General features: G+C 42.5%; 14 protein-coding genes. 10 read left to right on the forward strand and 4 right to left on the reverse strand.

Annotated features, from left to right (window positions below; genetic code table 11):
- Positions 1–235: 235 nt before the first annotated feature.
- Entirely contained in the window at positions 236–2,953 is a 2,718-nt protein-coding gene (locus BMX50_RS17630) for a valine--tRNA ligase (RefSeq protein WP_091211873.1), read from the forward strand.
- A gap of 98 nt (positions 2,954–3,051) precedes the next feature.
- On the forward strand, positions 3,052–4,863 hold the full coding sequence (locus tag BMX50_RS17635) for an ATP-binding protein (protein ID WP_091211874.1): 1,812 nt from the start codon (positions 3,052–3,054) through the stop codon (positions 4,861–4,863).
- A 193-nt stretch (positions 4,864–5,056) separates the two neighbouring features.
- Here the strand turns inward: BMX50_RS17635 and BMX50_RS17640 are convergent, their stop codons facing one another.
- Positions 5,057–6,868, reverse strand: a complete 1,812-nt coding sequence (locus tag BMX50_RS17640) for a glycoside hydrolase family 2 protein (RefSeq protein WP_091211875.1) — start codon at positions 6,866–6,868, stop codon at positions 5,057–5,059.
- A gap of 184 nt (positions 6,869–7,052) precedes the next feature.
- Positions 7,053–7,505, reverse strand: coding sequence for a type I restriction enzyme HsdR N-terminal domain-containing protein (locus BMX50_RS17645; RefSeq protein ID WP_091211876.1), 453 nt, complete (start codon positions 7,503–7,505; stop codon positions 7,053–7,055).
- Between the two features lie 135 nt (positions 7,506–7,640).
- On the opposite strand from BMX50_RS17645, the gene holA reads away from it, so the two are divergent.
- Both holA and BMX50_RS17655 read left to right on the forward strand, forming a co-directional pair.
- A complete protein-coding gene (gene holA, locus BMX50_RS17650) occupies positions 7,641–8,663 on the forward strand; it encodes a DNA polymerase III subunit delta (RefSeq protein ID WP_091211877.1) in 1,023 nt (340 codons plus the stop codon).
- Positions 8,664–8,685: 22 nt separating this feature from the next.
- Positions 8,686–9,060 (forward strand): hypothetical protein, encoded by a 375-nt coding sequence (locus BMX50_RS17655; RefSeq protein WP_091211878.1) that lies wholly within the window; start codon positions 8,686–8,688, stop codon positions 9,058–9,060.
- A gap of 10 nt (positions 9,061–9,070) precedes the next feature.
- Here the strand turns inward: BMX50_RS17655 and BMX50_RS17660 are convergent, their stop codons facing one another.
- A complete protein-coding gene (locus BMX50_RS17660; RefSeq protein ID WP_091211879.1) occupies positions 9,071–9,715 on the reverse strand; it encodes a hypothetical protein in 645 nt (214 codons plus the stop codon).
- Between the two features lie 339 nt (positions 9,716–10,054).
- Here BMX50_RS17660 and cysC point away from each other — a divergent pair, with 339 nt between their 5' ends.
- From cysC to BMX50_RS17690, 6 genes are all read left to right on the forward strand, one after another.
- Complete coding sequence (cysC, locus tag BMX50_RS17665; protein ID WP_091211880.1) at positions 10,055–10,615, forward strand: adenylyl-sulfate kinase; 561 nt, start codon at positions 10,055–10,057, stop codon at positions 10,613–10,615.
- A gap of 24 nt (positions 10,616–10,639) precedes the next feature.
- Positions 10,640–11,470, forward strand: coding sequence for a sulfotransferase (locus tag BMX50_RS17670; protein ID WP_091211881.1), 831 nt, complete (start codon positions 10,640–10,642; stop codon positions 11,468–11,470).
- Between the two features lie 209 nt (positions 11,471–11,679).
- Positions 11,680–12,267, forward strand: a complete 588-nt coding sequence (locus BMX50_RS17675; RefSeq protein ID WP_091211882.1) for a hypothetical protein — start codon at positions 11,680–11,682, stop codon at positions 12,265–12,267.
- A gap of 139 nt (positions 12,268–12,406) precedes the next feature.
- On the forward strand, positions 12,407–12,814 hold the full coding sequence (locus tag BMX50_RS17680; RefSeq protein WP_090528071.1) for an EVE domain-containing protein: 408 nt from the start codon (positions 12,407–12,409) through the stop codon (positions 12,812–12,814).
- Positions 12,811–13,947, forward strand: a complete 1,137-nt coding sequence (locus BMX50_RS17685; protein ID WP_091211883.1) for a carbohydrate-binding family 9-like protein — start codon at positions 12,811–12,813, stop codon at positions 13,945–13,947. Before BMX50_RS17680 ends, BMX50_RS17685 begins: the two co-directional genes overlap by 4 nt.
- Positions 13,940–15,025, forward strand: a complete 1,086-nt coding sequence (locus tag BMX50_RS17690; protein ID WP_091211884.1) for a family 10 glycosylhydrolase — start codon at positions 13,940–13,942, stop codon at positions 15,023–15,025. The genes BMX50_RS17685 and BMX50_RS17690 overlap by 8 nt, the downstream gene beginning before the upstream one ends.
- Positions 15,026–15,313: 288 nt before the next feature.
- Here BMX50_RS17690 and BMX50_RS17695 read toward each other — a convergent pair whose 3' ends face one another.
- Entirely contained in the window at positions 15,314–15,763 is a 450-nt protein-coding gene (locus tag BMX50_RS17695) for a MarR family winged helix-turn-helix transcriptional regulator (RefSeq protein WP_090528061.1), read from the reverse strand.
- Positions 15,764–15,820: the final 57 nt, after the last annotated feature.

A 15,820-nucleotide genomic window follows, 5' to 3' on the forward strand; every position in this document is an offset into this window, starting at 1 on the left:
ACAGTTTTTTGATTCGTAACCATAAAGAACCGGATTTTATCCGGTTCTGAACTGTGGTGTTCCTTAACTTAATGACATTGGCCGGTATCCGCTACCATCCCTAATGCGGCCGGCGCTCAAAACCACCGTTTCAAGGCTAACCTCTAATCTCTAACCTCCGATCTCTATAAATCCCCCACAAAAAAATCCCTCAACCTTTGGCTATGAACCGCTAAGTATCGTATTTTTGCGCGTTATGAGTATTGCTAAAACATATATCCCAAAGGAAACCGAAGAAAAATGGTACAGTTACTGGTTGCAGCACGGCTTTTTTAAGTCGGTGCCTGATGAGCGCGAGCCTTATACTATAGTCATTCCGCCGCCAAACGTTACCGGGGTTTTGCACATGGGGCACATGCTTAACAATACCATACAGGATGTGCTGATTCGCCGTGCCCGTATGAAAGGCAAAAACGCCTGCTGGGTTCCCGGTACCGACCACGCCAGTATTGCTACCGAAGCCAAGGTTGTTGCTATGCTTAAGGAGCGCGGCATCAGCAAAAAAGACCTTACCCGCGAAGAGTTTTTAACCTACGCCTGGGAATGGAAAGAAAAATACGGCGGCATTATCCTGGAGCAACTAAAAAAATTAGGCGCTTCATGCGATTGGGACCGCACCAAATTTACCATGGATGAGAATTTATCCGAAGCGGTAATTGATACGTTTATCCATCTGTATAAAAAAGGCTTGATCTATCGCGGTATCCGCATGATCAACTGGGATCCGCAGGGCAAAACGGCGGTAAGCGACGAAGAAGTTATTCGTAAGGAAGTTAACCAGAAGCTTTATTATATTAAGTATAAAGTTGATGGTGATATAGATCCGCAAAATTACATTGTTGTTGCGACTACGCGCCCAGAAACTATAATGGCTGATTCTGCTATTTGTGTAAACCCTAATGATAGCCGATACACCCATTTACACGGAAAACGAGTTTATATCCCTCTCATCGGAAAGAAAATCTCAATCATAACAGATGACTATGTAACCATGGATTTTGGTACCGGCTGTTTGAAAGTCACACCTGCACATGATTTGAATGATTATGAACTTGGTTTGAAATATGGATTGCCCGTAATAGATATTTTAAATGAAGATGGTACATTAAATGAAAGAGCTGAAATCTTGATTGGAGAGGATCGTTTTGCCGCTCGTAAGAAAATAGCGGTTCTGCTTGAAGAAAGTGGTGCGTTAGAAAAGGTAGAAGATTACAAATCTCAGGTAGGCTTTTCGGAACGAACTAATGCTGTAATAGAGCCAAAACTATCAATGCAATGGTTTTGCAAAATGGCAGAAATGGCTAAACCTGCTTTGGATTACGTACTGAACGGCGAGATCAAACTAATTCCCGATAAATTTATCAATACCTACCGCCATTGGATGGAGAATGTAAGGGATTGGAACATCAGCCGCCAGTTATGGTGGGGACAGCAGATTCCTGCATGGTATGTAGATGGCGATTATGTAAAAGTAGACTCTGATGATGCCGTTGCATTGCAATTAGATGCAATTGAAAAATATCATGTTTGTAAAACTAAAGAAGAGGCGATTGAGCATTTTGCCAAATTGTTCCAAGAAAGAGGTTTTGATGAGAAAAGTTCATATAGAATAGCAAAAGAACAAATACGCCAGGACGAAGACGTGGTTGATACCTGGTTTTCATCATGGTTATGGCCAATTTCGGTATTTGATGGCTTTAAGGACCCTAACAATGCCGATATCAACTATTACTACCCAACTAACGACCTGGTTACTGCACCGGAGATCTTGTTTTTCTGGGTAGCGCGGATGATCATGGCCGGTCATGAGTTCAGGGGCGAAGTGCCGTTCAGGAACGTATATCTTACCGGTATCGTGAGGGACAAGCAAGGCCGCAAGATGTCGAAATCGTTGGGTAATTCGCCCGATCCGTTAGATTTGATCGAGAACTACGGTGCCGATGGTGTACGTGTAGGTATGTTACTATGCTCGCCTGCAGGTAACGATTTGATGTTTGACGAAAGTTATTGCAAACAAGGTGCTGGTTTTGCCAATAAAATATGGAATGCCTTTAAGCTGGTAAAAGGCTGGGAGGTTGATGAAAACCTTGATAACCCTAATGCCGTAGCCATTGAGTGGTTTGGCAACAAGTTTAACCAGGCACTAACCGAAATTGAAGCCAACTTTGCGCAATACCGCTTATCAGAGGCTTTAATGGATACTTATAAACTGGTATGGGACGATTTTTGCGCATGGTATCTTGAAATGATCAAGCCGGCTTATCAGCACCCTATTGATAAGGCTACTTATACTGCTACTATTCAATTCTTTGAAAATATTTTAAAGGTATTGCACCCTTTTATGCCTTTCCTTACCGAAGAATTATGGCATGATGAGCTATTTGGCGAACGTACTGAATCAGACTGCTGTATTGTAGCACAATTGCCCGCTATTGGGGAAATAAATTCACGCTTACTGGCTGAGATTGAGATTGTAAAAGACGTTGTTACTTCTATCAGGAATACCCGCAAAACAAAACAAATTTCAGACAAAGAGCCGCTGGAATTATTTGCCAAATCAAATTCGGGAATTAATTACGGAGAGTACGAAGCTATCATTGCGAGGCTTGCCAATATCAGTAAGTTTGAAACCGTGGCCGATAAAGTTGAGGGGGCTATAAATTTCTTAGCTTCAACCGACGAATTTTATATTCCTTTCAGCGAAGAAATTGACCCGGTTGCCGAGTGCGCCCGATTGAAAAAAGAGCAGGAATATTTGTTAGGTTTCCTGAAATCGGTTAATGCAAAATTGGGTAACGAAAGGTTTATGGCCAATGCAAAACCCGAAATTATTGAGGTTGAGCAAAAGAAAAAGGCCGATGCCGAAGCCAAATTAACCATCATTGACGAAAACTTAGCGGCTTTGGCTTGCTAATTGCAGAACTTACCGGCTTTGCGTAACAAGCTACCCTACAGTATTTTGATTGCTGTAAGGTAGCTTGTCAATTGCAGGACCAAAGTTAAGTTCTGAATATGAGTAAAAAAGTAAGTTTTTTTAACTTATCGATCTATAAGATTTTATCGAAGGAGCAATCGTTCCTTGATCAGGCCCGGATCCGTTTATTGTATTATGGGTTCTTCCTTATTTTTGTGGCCCTCGGTGCGCTTTATTTGAGCGTTTATTTCCAAAACCAAAAGATGCTTGCCTATACCGCCCTGTTTTTAATGGGGGCGGTAATTGTATTGTTTAAGTATTTAACCTGGCGGCCCGACTGGCGCGGTACGGCACATGCCCTACTTATTGTGGGTACCCTTGTTAATTCAAGCCTGGTTTATGTCTCTATGCAAACGGTAAACATCATTACCGTGCAGGTAATTATCATTGTTATTGCATTTAGTTATTATATGCTTGGGCAGCAATGGGGGCTTATCTACTCGTTGCTAAATACCATTCCGGTGCTGGTGTTTATGATTATTGAATATAACAGCGGGTACGTTATCGGTATCAAACCTAATAAAATTGACCAGTCTACCATTATCATTAGTCTGTTTGCCAATTTTATATTGCTCATTTTTATCCATAGCCACTTTTATACTGCTTTCTTAAAAAATATTAAACATTTAAAGGATAGCAGCAGGGAGCAGGCCCGGCTTTATAATCAAATGGAAACGGCTATTGAAAAGGCAGAAAAATCGGCCCGGATTAAATCCGAATTTTTGTCAACAATGTCGCATGAAATCCGTACGCCGCTAAATGCGGTTATAGGGATGAGTAATTTACTGATGATGAGCAGTCCGCGGCCCGATCAGCGGGAAAACCTCGAAGTACTTAAATTTTCGGCAAATAACCTGTTGGCCATTGTAAATGATGTGCTTGATTTCAGCAAAATAGAATCGGGAAAGGTGGTGTTTGAAAACATCCGCTTTAACCTTGTTGAGCTGATGAACAACATCTGCGGCGGGCAAATACTGAAGGCCGAAGAAAAAGGCCTGCTGTTTAAGCTGGATGTTGATAGCTCATTAAAAAATAAAGTGCTTTTTGGCGACCCGACCCGCATAACCCAAATCATTTTTAACCTGGTAAGTAATGCCATAAAATTTACCCCACAGGGAAATATATGGGTAAGGGTTACCTGCGTGGAAGACAGGCACAATACCGTTACCGTGAACTTTTCGGTAAGGGACACCGGGATCGGTATCGAAAAGGAAAACCTCGAAAATATATTTGAGCCATTTACGCAGGAGTCATTAGCCACCACCCGCGAATATGGTGGCACCGGGCTTGGTTTGGCCATAGTTAAGCGCTTGCTCGAACTGCAGGACCTGCAAATTACGGTTAACAGTACAATGGGCTATGGGTCTGAATTTTCATTTTATATGGAGTTTCCGGTATCAACAGAGGTTGTGACAGAAGTAGTTGCCGCTCCGGAGACTAAACAACCGGCAGAAAGTCCGCTGGCCTGTTTACGCGTGCTTATTGCAGAGGATAATATGGTTAACGTAATGTTGATGAAGAAGCTGCTGAGCAAGTGGAATATAAACCCAACCATAGCCGAAAATGGCGAGCGGGCAGTTGAGTTTATGCAATACGGCAATTTTGACATCATATTGATGGACCTTCAGATGCCGGTGATGAACGGCTTCGATGCATCTAAAGAGATTCGTAAAATGGCCGATCCTAAAAAATCAGGCATACCTATTATAGCGCTTACGGCTTCGGCTCTTTTTGATATCAAAGAACAGGTGTACGAGGCGGGTATGAACGATTATGTATCCAAACCATTTAAGCCGGATGACCTGCTTGAAAAGCTTAACAATTATGCTTTGAGGAAAAGGGTGGTATAGAATTAAAACGATGTCATTGCGAGGTACGAAGCAATCGCACGGAAGCACAGCCGCTCTGTATAGCATGCGATTGCCGCGTCGCGCCTGGGCTCTTCCCTACGTTTGGCTCCTCGCAATGACATGGTTTTAACCAATATTTCTAAACAATCTCATCCTTCAAAACACCAGTAACGGTGGTAGTTAAACACCGTGTTTACTTATTCAACTTATCCCCATCTTTAATCACCGCCTGGTTTACTTCCCTAACTCTTTCAATCTCCATTTTTTCAACGGCCCTATCGTAAGTTAAAACGCCGTTTACTTCATGTTCAACGTCGGTGGTTTGGGTGTATATGGCAACGCTTAATCCTTTGTATTTCATTAATTGCTCTACCTCATCAAGCAAAAAAACATAACGATCGGTAAGCCTGGCTTTAGTTGGTTCGTAATCATAAGCATTGTTTTGTACCGGCCACATATGGCCGCGCACAAACAGGCCTACGCCGCCAAACTCGCCCAGGGAGGCGGCCCGGCGGCCATCCGGAACAGATGCACCATACGGACCAACATAAATATGTGTGTCTACATAATCGCCATTGCCCGGGTCGCCGTAAGGTTTTTGATAGCTTGGGTTATTGTTAAAGCCCGAATTACCATTAACCAATCGCGATGGGTCATATTGTTTAACCCAGTTGGTGATGTTTTTTACATCAAAGGCACCCCAGTTTTCATTAAAAGGTACCCAGGTAATGATGGAGGGGGAATTATAATGATCGTCAATGATAGCTTTTAACTCCTGGCGGTAAACCTTTCTGTTTTTGGTGGTGTCTTCGTTTTGATACCATATGGCGGGCATATCCTGCCAAACGAGTAAGCCCATTTTATCGGCCCAGTAGTAAAAACGTTGCGGCTCGGTTTTCATGTGCTTGCGGATAAGGTTGTAACCCGCTTTTTTGGTGTATTCGATATCAAATTTAAGGGCTTCGTCGGTGGGGGCGGTTAAAACGCCGTCGGGCCAGTAACCCTGGTCGAGCAGGCCGAGTTGCATAACGAATTTGCCATTAATAAGCGGGCGGATAACGCCGTTAAGTTTCCCCAGTTTAATATCGCGCATGCCAAAATAACTTTTAACCTCGTCGGCCTCCGTGCCATCAGCATTGTATAAGTTAAATTTGAGATCATACAGAAACGGAAAATTCGGTGTCCATAAAACCGGGTTATCTATCGGCAGATAAAAATATGATCCTCCGGCTGCATCAACCTGCGAAATCACTTTGCCATTGTTTAAGGCAACGGCTTTAACCTTACCTGCACCTATAGTATTAACAAATATCTTTAAACGTTTACCTTCCACGTCTGGTAATAACCGGATATTTTTGATATAGGATTTGTTAACAGGCTCCAGCCAAACAGTTTGCCATATACCCGACGAAAAAGTGTAGTCGCCGCGCGGGCCGTTTTTACCCGATGGCGTTTTACCATCATTGGGGTCATGAGCGGCAACAATGATGGTATTGCTGCCTTTTGTGAGATATGGGGTAATATTAAAACTGAATGAATCGTAACCACCAGAATGCGAACCGGCTTTCTTCCCGTTTATAAAAATAGTAGCGTCATGATCAACCGCCCCAAAGTGAACAATTACCTGTTTATTTTGCCACTTTGCCGGAATTTCGAAACTACGGCGGTACCACATATTGATCTCCTGTTTGCGCTGTACGCCCGAAAGTACCGATTCGGGACAATAGGGTACCAGGATCTTATTGGCCTTGCCTTCAAATGATGCAGGCGCTTCGGGGTTTAGCGCATTAGGCGTGTTTTTACCACCCTGGTAATCCCATTTACCGTTTAAGCACAGCCAGTCATTACGCTGCAGTTGGGGACGGGGGTATTCAGACAAAGGTATCTCAGCCCGCATGGCGGCGTTGGTCCATTGAGTAGGGAGTTTGGCTTCCTGGGCAGATGCGATGAAGCTGCATACAATCAATGCTGAGATCAGGGCTATCGCTTTGTTGTAAATGTTCATATTGAGATGTTATAATTGATGAGGTTATGCTGCCCAAAATAGGGAATAGATAACTGTTATCATAACATTTTATTGGAAAGAGGATGTTGTCTGAACTTGAATTTATTGAATTTGAAGAATTTGTGGAATGTACATAGCATTTTCTGTTCACTCCCTCAATTCAATAAATTCGGGTTCAGACAAATTACCCCTTAACGTACGCAGGCAACTCTTCAATAAACTGGTAAGTACATTTTTCGTGGTCGATGGTACAATAATAATGCTGCAAACCGTTGCTTACCGCAAGCAGAGATACTTTATGCACCATATTATACCGGGCTATCTGATCAAATGTTTTTTGATCGATAGTTACCGATGGCGCTTTACATTCTACCATTAAAATGCGTTGTCCATCAGGGTTAAACACAACAATGTCAGTGCGTTTTTGCAGGGTATTAAGTTTAAGGCCGCCTTCCAGTTTAATTAATGAACGGGGATAATTTTTTTGTTTGATAAGGTATTGCACAAAATGCTGGCGTACCCACTCTTCGGGCGTAATGATGATGGTTTTCTTGCGGATCTCGTCAAAAAGGGTGAGGGTGCCGTTATCGTCGCTTATTTTGAAAGGGTGAGGGGGCAGATTAAGCGGTTGGAGCATTTGTGCGAAGTCTTAAGTCGAAAGTTATGAGTCTTGAGTCGGGCTTCAAAATTAATAAATATATCCTTGGGCATTTCCCTAAATAAAAATACATTCCACTTTTGACTTTCCACTTAGTACTTTTGACATCGAAATATGACTGCTGCCGAGATATTAAAGGACCTTAAGAACCGTAAGTTTAAACCGCTGTACCTGCTGCATGGTGAGGAGCCTTACTTTATTGATTTGGTAAGCAATTATGTTGAACACCAAGTGCTACCTGAACATGAACGCGGTTTTAACCAAACCGTGGCATACGGCAAGGATACCGACATCATGACTGTGCTCAACGCCGCCAAGCGTTACCCCATGATGGCCGATTACCAGGTGGTACTGGTAAAAGAGGCGCAGGACATGAAATGGGGTAAGGACGATGACAATAAAAAAAGCATCGACCCGGTATTGAGTTACCTCGAAAATCCGCTGCCCAGTACTATCCTTGTTTTTTGTTATAAATACGGCAAGTTTGACAAGCGTAAGAAAACGTACAAAGCCATTGAAAAGAATGGGCTTATTTTTGAATCGGCTACTTTGTATGATAATAAAGTACCTGCCTGGGTTGAAGGGTATGTAAGCGATAAAGGTTATAAAATGAACCAGCAGGGATCGGCCATGATTGCCGAGTACCTGGGTAACGACCTCTCCAAAATTGCCAACGAACTCGACAAACTGATGTTGAATGTGAGCGCCGGGCAGGAGATCACCCTGAAGCATATTCAGGATAACATTGGTATAAGCAAAGAGTATAATGTATTTGAGCTGCAAACGGCACTTACCAAAAAAGATGCTTACAAGGTAAACCAGATCATCAATTATTTTGAGGCCAACCCCAAATCAAACCCTATTGTGCTGGTTTTGGGCAACCTGAACAATTTTTTCAGCAAGGTGCTGGTATACCACTACGTGAAGGACAAAACGCCGCAAAATCTGGCTAAAGAGATGGGGGTTAACCCGTACTTTATTAAAGATTATGAGCAGGCTGCACGTAACTATCCGCTTGGTAAAATTTTCCAGGTGATCAGCTACCTGCGTGAGTATGATCTGAAAAGCAAAGGTGTTGAATCAAACGCACCGCACGGCGAGTTGATGAAAGAGCTGATGTTTAAAATATTGCATTGATACACCACTTAATTTTACCGCCGTGAACCTGTCAGCACAATCAAAAGCCAACGTAGCCTCCACACTTATCCGTGTTTCGGCGGTTTTATATTTGGTTTACTATTATTTGAGCGGGGCGAGGTCGGCTTCTTTTACTATTGCCATTGCTACGTGTATTGCCCTGGGGATTTTGCTTTTGCTTGCTCTTTTTATCAGAAAAGGGCATAAATGGGCTAAATGGGTGTTGCTGCTCTTATTAATCTTAACAATCACCCCCGATGCTGTAAACCTTCTGTCAACTTTTAAGGCAAATGTTTATGCGGGGTGCATCGCTGTAATCATTGATCTGTTACAAATAAGTGCGCTTGTTTTGCTTTTTTTGCCTGCTAAAGAAGAGCCGATTGCTGACAATGCTTAATAATTAATGGTTATTTATTAATTGGTACCTGGCTTACGATAGTAAACATGATGCCGCCAATGGTAACCATAACCCATAAGAGATATAAAGATTTTTTAAGGTCATTTATTTCCCTGTCCTCTTTCAAGACTAATGCTCTGAAATGTGGCGAAAAAAGTATCAGTGCGATCATCAGAAAAACAAAGGTGAATGATATGAGCGAATAATTTGCGGCGCGATAAACTCCTCCTTTTATAAAGCCGACAAGTAAAGGAATATTCCAGCCCGCTAAGAACGCTATTGTTGCAGTAATTTTAAATGGCAGTTTACCCTGTTCCTGCATCTTCTTAACTTGATAATATTGTGCCTGGTTGTGCGCACTTTTGTCAAAGAAACCAGTTGCTCTTATATTTTCAATGATGCTATGATAAGACATACTTGCTGTAAACACAACTTTTTTAGGGTATGAGGGGACATTATGGATGATCCTGATACCTTCACCACCAATTGAGGACACATATTCGATTTCAATAATGTCATCGGCGTTAAAAAATAACTGCCCTAACAAACCAATATTTATCTTGAGTACCGAAGCACCTACTTTTAAAGTTGCAAAAGGTTTAGAGGCCTTGGTATTGCCAATGTAGGCACCTCCGTTAAGAGAAAATTCGTTCATATGATTGTGACAGGTTTGTTAGTCTGGCAGTAAAGATAACCTAAAAGCGGCTACTCAAATGGTCTCCAAAATCATTTCTAATTAATTAAATATCGTAACATTTTTGTTAACTGTAGCGTTGGTTAGTGTTTGACCGTATACATGCATTTATTCATTAAAACTTCATTTTTGGCCGGTATTGGCTATATTTTCTCCTGACTTTCTGTTATTCCGGGTTGCGTGTAATTGATTATTTACAATGTAACAAAATTCATCAGCCAATTAATTTCCTAAGTTCACTTATCCTAAGCACTATGTTAAGCTGATCAATAAGGCATACTAACTTAAAAAAATTAAGGCATGATACTTTTATTTTGCGGATTATCAGGCGCGGGAAAAACTACTTTGGCAAGAAGTGTAGCCGCCGAATTAACAAGCCTGGGTATTAAAATTGAAATCATTGATGGCGACGAGTATCGTGCAGCGCTTTGTCGCGATCTGGGTTTTAGTAAAGAAGACCGGAACGAGAATATCCGCCGCCTGGGCTTTGTAGCCAGTCGCTTTAGCGCTCAGGGCATAGTTACCATTGTTAGCGCTATAAATCCATACGACGATATCAGGCAGGAACTTGCCGAAAAATATGATCATGTAAGCATTGTCCATGTTGATTGCCCTGTGAACCAGCTGATAAGCCGCGATACCAAAGGCTTGTATAAAAGGGCTTTGCTGCCCGACGGGCATCCTGATAAACTGACTAATCTGACGGGTATTAACGATAGGTTTGAAATACCTGTTAATCCCGACCTTTACATTGATACCTGCAATTATACCATACAACAAAGTACCTCTTCACTGCTTTATTATATTATAAATAATCTGCATCCTGTTAAGCAGACTAATAAAATACCAAGCTACTCCTGATAAAAGGACGCTCATAACAGATTTATGCAAAAAAGAGTACTGATTATTACCGGAATGCACCGTTCCGGAACCTCGCTTATTACCCAATGGTTGAGTAGGTGCGGCCTGCAAACAGGCGAAAGGCTTGTGCCCGGCGGACACGGCAATGTTGAGGGGCATTTTGAAGATATCGAATTTTTAAAAATGCACGAAGAGATCCTGGCCGATCATAATCTGCCTAAAACAGGGCTTACGGTTGATCATGTGGCGCAGTTTACTATTTACGAAAAAGAGAAGCTTAAAAGTGTTATTAAGGTTAAACAACAGTTGTATGATCAATGGGGCTGGAAAGACCCGCGCACCTGCCTGTTTCTGGATGTTTATAAGGAACTATTGCCCGATGCCTGTTACCTGGTTATTCTGCGCGATTATCAGTCGGTAGTGAGCTCGCTTTTGCGGCGGGAGTTTAAGTGGATGGAAAATAAATACCTGGCGCGTAAATATTTTTCAAGATTGATATGGAAGAAATTTAGGCGGGCGCGCCGCATGGTGAAGTTTTACAACGACCATGCTACCGAATATTTAAAAGTTTGGATCACTTATAACCAGGATATCCTGAAATGTATCGAAACATTGCCCCGCGATGCTTTTGTGGTGGTAAATTATTCGATGCTGAAGGATGAGGATGAACAGGTTTTTGAATACATGAAAAGCAAGTGGAATTTGGCTTTAAAATATTCAAGGTTTAAGGACATTTTTAAAGAAAACCTTATCGGCCCCGATGTTGCTTTTGAGCAATATGTTGAAGATAAATCACTCATAACCGAGGCTATGGCATTACAGGAAAAACTTAAGGCATATATGGTAACCGATTAGGGGTAAAAATATTTTGCATTTAGTTATACATTCCTGCGAAAAAAGTAAACAAATATTTGTGCAATAAAGTGTAAAAGCAGTTCAATTTGTTATACAATCGTTGTTTGGGTTTGATAATCAGCTGATTATTTATTCAAATTCGTTTTACGAAATATTTTAAACGCCAATTATAGTAAGGCTTTAAATATTGCAAAACGAAGGAGGAGGATATGAAAGCTAAGCTTTTTTGCTACTTGCCCTACAGAGTAGTTACGGGGCTTTTGATTATCATGTGTTTGCATTCGCCGGGTTTTTCGCAGGCTGGAAAAGTTGGGTCGCTTGCTTATTTAAAGGCTCGAAACGGTATTGGTGGGTTTAGCCTGGGCGGATTCTTAACAAGCGAACAGGAACAGGCTTTAACTTACCTCGATGGCGAGGGCAGCAAGCCCGATGCCGATAGCTGCATTACTTATGAATATCATCCCGATAAGCTGCCCGAGCTGGAAGGCGGGTTAACGGCAAGCCATATTTGTATCCGCACCTGGCAAAATAAGATCGTGAACATCTATGTTTTCTTTAACCGCGACCAGGGATATAAAATGCTCAGTAAGTTTTTGCACTGGTACGGTACGTTCACCGCAAAGCCAAATGATTACCAGGACGTTTATCTGTGGGATTCGCGCACAGTAAAATTAATGCTCAGCTTTCATCCCGATGATGAGCAGGGAATAGCTGTGTATACCTCTGTAGCTATAACCAATGCTATAAATGCACAGAATGCTAAAAGGTTAACACAGTTGTTAACCAGTAATGATTGATAGGTTTCATTTTTCACCCCTACATTACCACTCCAACCCGTAATCTCCGTGTAACAATACCCTGTATAGCTTGTTGCACATTTCAGTTTCTGCTGCCTTTTTTACATTTTTACGCTACAAAAAAATTTATACCGTACAAATGCAACATTGGTTAGTAAAAAGTGAGCCCTTTAAATATAGCTGGGAAAAATTTAATAAGGATGGCCGTACCTTTTGGGATGGCGTGCGCAATTATCAGGCACGTAACAATCTGAGGGAAATGAAAGAGGGCGACCTGGTTTTGTTTTATCACAGCAACGAGGGTAAAGAGATTGTAGGCATAGCCAAAGTTGTTAAGGAAGCTTACCAGGACCCTACAACCGATGATACCAATTGGGTAGTGGTTGACCTGGCCCCGGTTGAAGCCTTGAAAACCCCCGTAACCCTTGAGCAAATCAAAGCCGACCCTAAATTACAGGATATAGGTTTGGTAAGGCAGGGACGCTTATCTGTTATGGGAGTAAAGCGCGAGGAGTTTGATTACATCTTAGCGCTGGGCAGTAAATGAAATTGAGGAGCATCTTTGACTGTTGTTTTAAGCCAGGCCTTACGGCCGCTTTATTTGTACTGCCTGGATTTGTAAAAGCGCAGGATGCATTTAAGGAGTTTCCTGATTTGTTTACTACGCCTTACAGCTATGTGGCAAAACATGTAAAACAGGCGCCTGTAATTGATGGTAATGTAGAAGATGCTGTATGGCAGCAGGCAAAGTGGAGCCAGGATTTCCAGGACATTGAAGGCAACCTTAAACCACAACCTCCGCTGCAAACCAACGTTAAAATGCTTTGGGACGATAACTACCTGTATGTGGCAGCCCGGATCAAAGATCCGCATGTTTGGGCTACGCTTACCCATCATGATGATATTGTTTACAAAGACAATGATTTTGAGCTGTTTATCGACCCCAATAGCAGCACGCATAACTACTTTGAAATTGAGGTGAATGCGCTCAACACTATTTTCGATTTGTTTTTGACCAAACCTTACCGTAACAACGGTGCTGCGGTAACAGGTTGGGATGCGCATGGTCTACGTTCGGCGGTAAAAGTTCAGGGTACGCTGAATAATCCGTCAGATACCGATAAAGGCTGGACGGTTGAAATGGCTATCCCCTTCAAAGCCATAGCCGGTGGTTTTAACCGGGCTGTGATAAAGGATGGTACGGTTTGGCGCATCAATTTTTCGCGCGTGGAGTATGACACAAAGGTGCAAAATGGTAAATATGTAAAACTGCAGGATAAAAGCGGCCGTGATTTGCCCGAACATAATTGGGTGTGGAGCAATCAGGGGCTTATTAATATGCATTATCCCGAGCGCTGGGGGTACCTGCTTTTTAGCAATAATGAGGCTAATGACCTAAAGTTTGAAATGCCTTATGCCGAACAGCAAAAGAAATACCTTTGGCTGGTTTACTACAAGCAAAAGCAATGGTTTAAAGATCATCATGAGTACCTGACATCCTTAAAAGACTTAGGTATTGAAAATAAGGTTACTGTAAGCGGCAATGATAATGAGCTGAAGCTGGAAGCTACCACTCACCAGTTTATGGCACACATTACCGATAGCAAAACCAATGCAACCTATACAATTGACCAGGATGGCCTGGTGCAGCAACAGCTAATCCCTAAACTCCATGAATAAGCGCGAATTTTTGAAGGCCGGTTTACTGGCCGGTGTGGCCGCCCAGTTGCCTTTAGTAAGCAATGCCGCTGTTGAAGCTGCCAAAAGCAGTAAGAAAAAGGCCATGAAAAACTGGGTGTGGATAAACCCAAACCAGAAAGATACTGACGATGAGCTGGCCACCCGCTACGCATCGTACAAGGCATCGGGGATAACGGGTATATTTTTCGAGAATGACAGCGAGCGCCATTTCCGTGCCGCCAAAGCCAAAGGCCTGGAAGCCCATCGCTGGATGTGGACTTTTAACCGCGCCGAACTGGTGAATGAAAAGCCCGAATGGTACAGCAAAAACCGCAAAGGCGAATCATGTGCCGATCATCCGCCTTATGTGCAGTATTATCGCTGGTTGTGCCCGTCGCGCCCCGAAGTGCAGGAGTATTTAACCAAAACTGTTGATGATATTTTAGCTAAAGATTATATTGATGGCATCCACCTGGATTATGTGCGTTATTGTGATGTGATACTGCCTGTAAACCTTTGGGACCATTACAAGATAGATCAAACCAAGGAGCTGCCCGAATATGACTTTTGCTACTGCGATGTTTGCAAAGCCAAATTCAAGGAAGAATATAACCAGGACCTTGATCAGATCCAATATCCGGAAGCCAGCCTTTCGTGGCGATTGTTCAGGTACAACAATATTACCCGCGTAGTAAACGGTATTTCTACTGTAGCCCATCAGCATAAAAAGCAAATAACAGCAGCTGTATTCCCAACACCCGAAGTGGCCCGCCGTAACGTAAGGCAGGACTGGACAAACTGGAATATGGATGGTATCTGCCCCATGATATACCATGGCTTTTACAAAGAAGGCGTAAGCTGGATAGGTAACGCAGTAGCCGAAGGAGTACATTTCCTGGCCGGCAGGTTCCCGCTTTATGCAGGCCTGTATTTATCTGATTTTAAGAGCGATGATGAAATTCGCACCGGCATCCAGGTAGCATTGAAAAACGGGGCGATGGGAGTGTCCTTTTTCGGTAATGTGAGGCCGGAAGTTTTGGCTATATTGAAGGATGAAGTTGCGGCTTTTAAGGCATAATAATATTACATGTCATTGCGAGCGTAGCGCGGCAATCGCATACTATACAGAGCGCATCCGCATACGTGCGATTGCCACGCTACGCTCGCAATGACATGTTTTTGATTAATATAATCAGGGCAGCAAACCTTTCGCCTTTAACCTTTTTAATATGGTTTGGCGATTGTATCGCCAGTGTTTACGTTACAAACGTAAACCCACGTTAAGCACTCGTTACAAACGAGCGCAAGAAAATATAATTGGCAATTAACCTTTCGCCTTTATCCTTTTTCCTTTAGCCTTAAAAACTTATCCCCGCATTTTGTCCAATAAATCGCTTAGGGTTGCGGCTTCATCTTCGGTTAGGTTATTGCTCAGTATTTCTTTGGTTTTAAATTCGGCATCCATTTTTGAAAGGGTTGCAAGTCCCTCATCGCTGATGCGGATATCTACGGCGCGCCTGTCTTTATTGTTGGTGCAACGTGATACCAGCCCTTTTTGAACAAGGCGGTCAACAATGCGTGACGCGTCCGACATCTTGTCGATCATCCGCTCTTTCAGCAAATTTATTGTAGCCGGTTTGGGGTACTGACCGCGCAGGATCCTCAAAATATTGAACTGCTGTTGAGTGATATTATGTTTTTCAAAGTGACAACGAAAATAATTAGCCAACCAGCCTTGCGTGTATGCCACGTTAATGGCCACTTTGTGGTAGTTGTCTTCAAAATTGGTACTTTGTATTTCGTCTTCTATCCGCATAATAGTAGTAATGAATGGGATACAAATATGTTTAATTATTTTTAATTTACCGTTGAT

The sequence above is a fragment of the Mucilaginibacter gossypiicola genome (assembly GCF_900110105.1).
Taxonomy (GTDB): domain Bacteria; phylum Bacteroidota; class Bacteroidia; order Sphingobacteriales; family Sphingobacteriaceae; genus Mucilaginibacter; species Mucilaginibacter gossypiicola.

Coding starts and splice junctions, on each gene's coding strand:
- BMX50_RS17635 (WP_091211874.1), top strand. CDS start 3,052: ATGAGTAAAAAAGTAAGTTTTTTTAACTTATCGATCTATAAGATTTTA.
- cysC (WP_091211880.1), top strand. CDS start 10,055: ATGATACTTTTATTTTGCGGATTATCAGGCGCGGGAAAAACTACTTTG.
- BMX50_RS17630 (WP_091211873.1), top strand. CDS start 236: ATGAGTATTGCTAAAACATATATCCCAAAGGAAACCGAAGAAAAATGG.
- BMX50_RS17685 (WP_091211883.1), top strand. CDS start 12,811: ATGAAATTGAGGAGCATCTTTGACTGTTGTTTTAAGCCAGGCCTTACG.
- BMX50_RS17690 (WP_091211884.1), top strand. CDS start 13,940: ATGAATAAGCGCGAATTTTTGAAGGCCGGTTTACTGGCCGGTGTGGCC.
- BMX50_RS17645 (WP_091211876.1), bottom strand. CDS start 7,505: ATGCTCCAACCGCTTAATCTGCCCCCTCACCCTTTCAAAATAAGCGAC.
- BMX50_RS17640 (WP_091211875.1), bottom strand. CDS start 6,868: ATGAACATTTACAACAAAGCGATAGCCCTGATCTCAGCATTGATTGTA.
- BMX50_RS17695 (WP_090528061.1), bottom strand. CDS start 15,763: ATGCGGATAGAAGACGAAATACAAAGTACCAATTTTGAAGACAACTAC.
- BMX50_RS17670 (WP_091211881.1), top strand. CDS start 10,640: ATGCAAAAAAGAGTACTGATTATTACCGGAATGCACCGTTCCGGAACC.
- BMX50_RS17660 (WP_091211879.1), bottom strand. CDS start 9,715: ATGAACGAATTTTCTCTTAACGGAGGTGCCTACATTGGCAATACCAAG.
- BMX50_RS17675 (WP_091211882.1), top strand. CDS start 11,680: ATGAAAGCTAAGCTTTTTTGCTACTTGCCCTACAGAGTAGTTACGGGG.
- holA (WP_091211877.1), top strand. CDS start 7,641: ATGACTGCTGCCGAGATATTAAAGGACCTTAAGAACCGTAAGTTTAAA.
- BMX50_RS17680 (WP_090528071.1), top strand. CDS start 12,407: ATGCAACATTGGTTAGTAAAAAGTGAGCCCTTTAAATATAGCTGGGAA.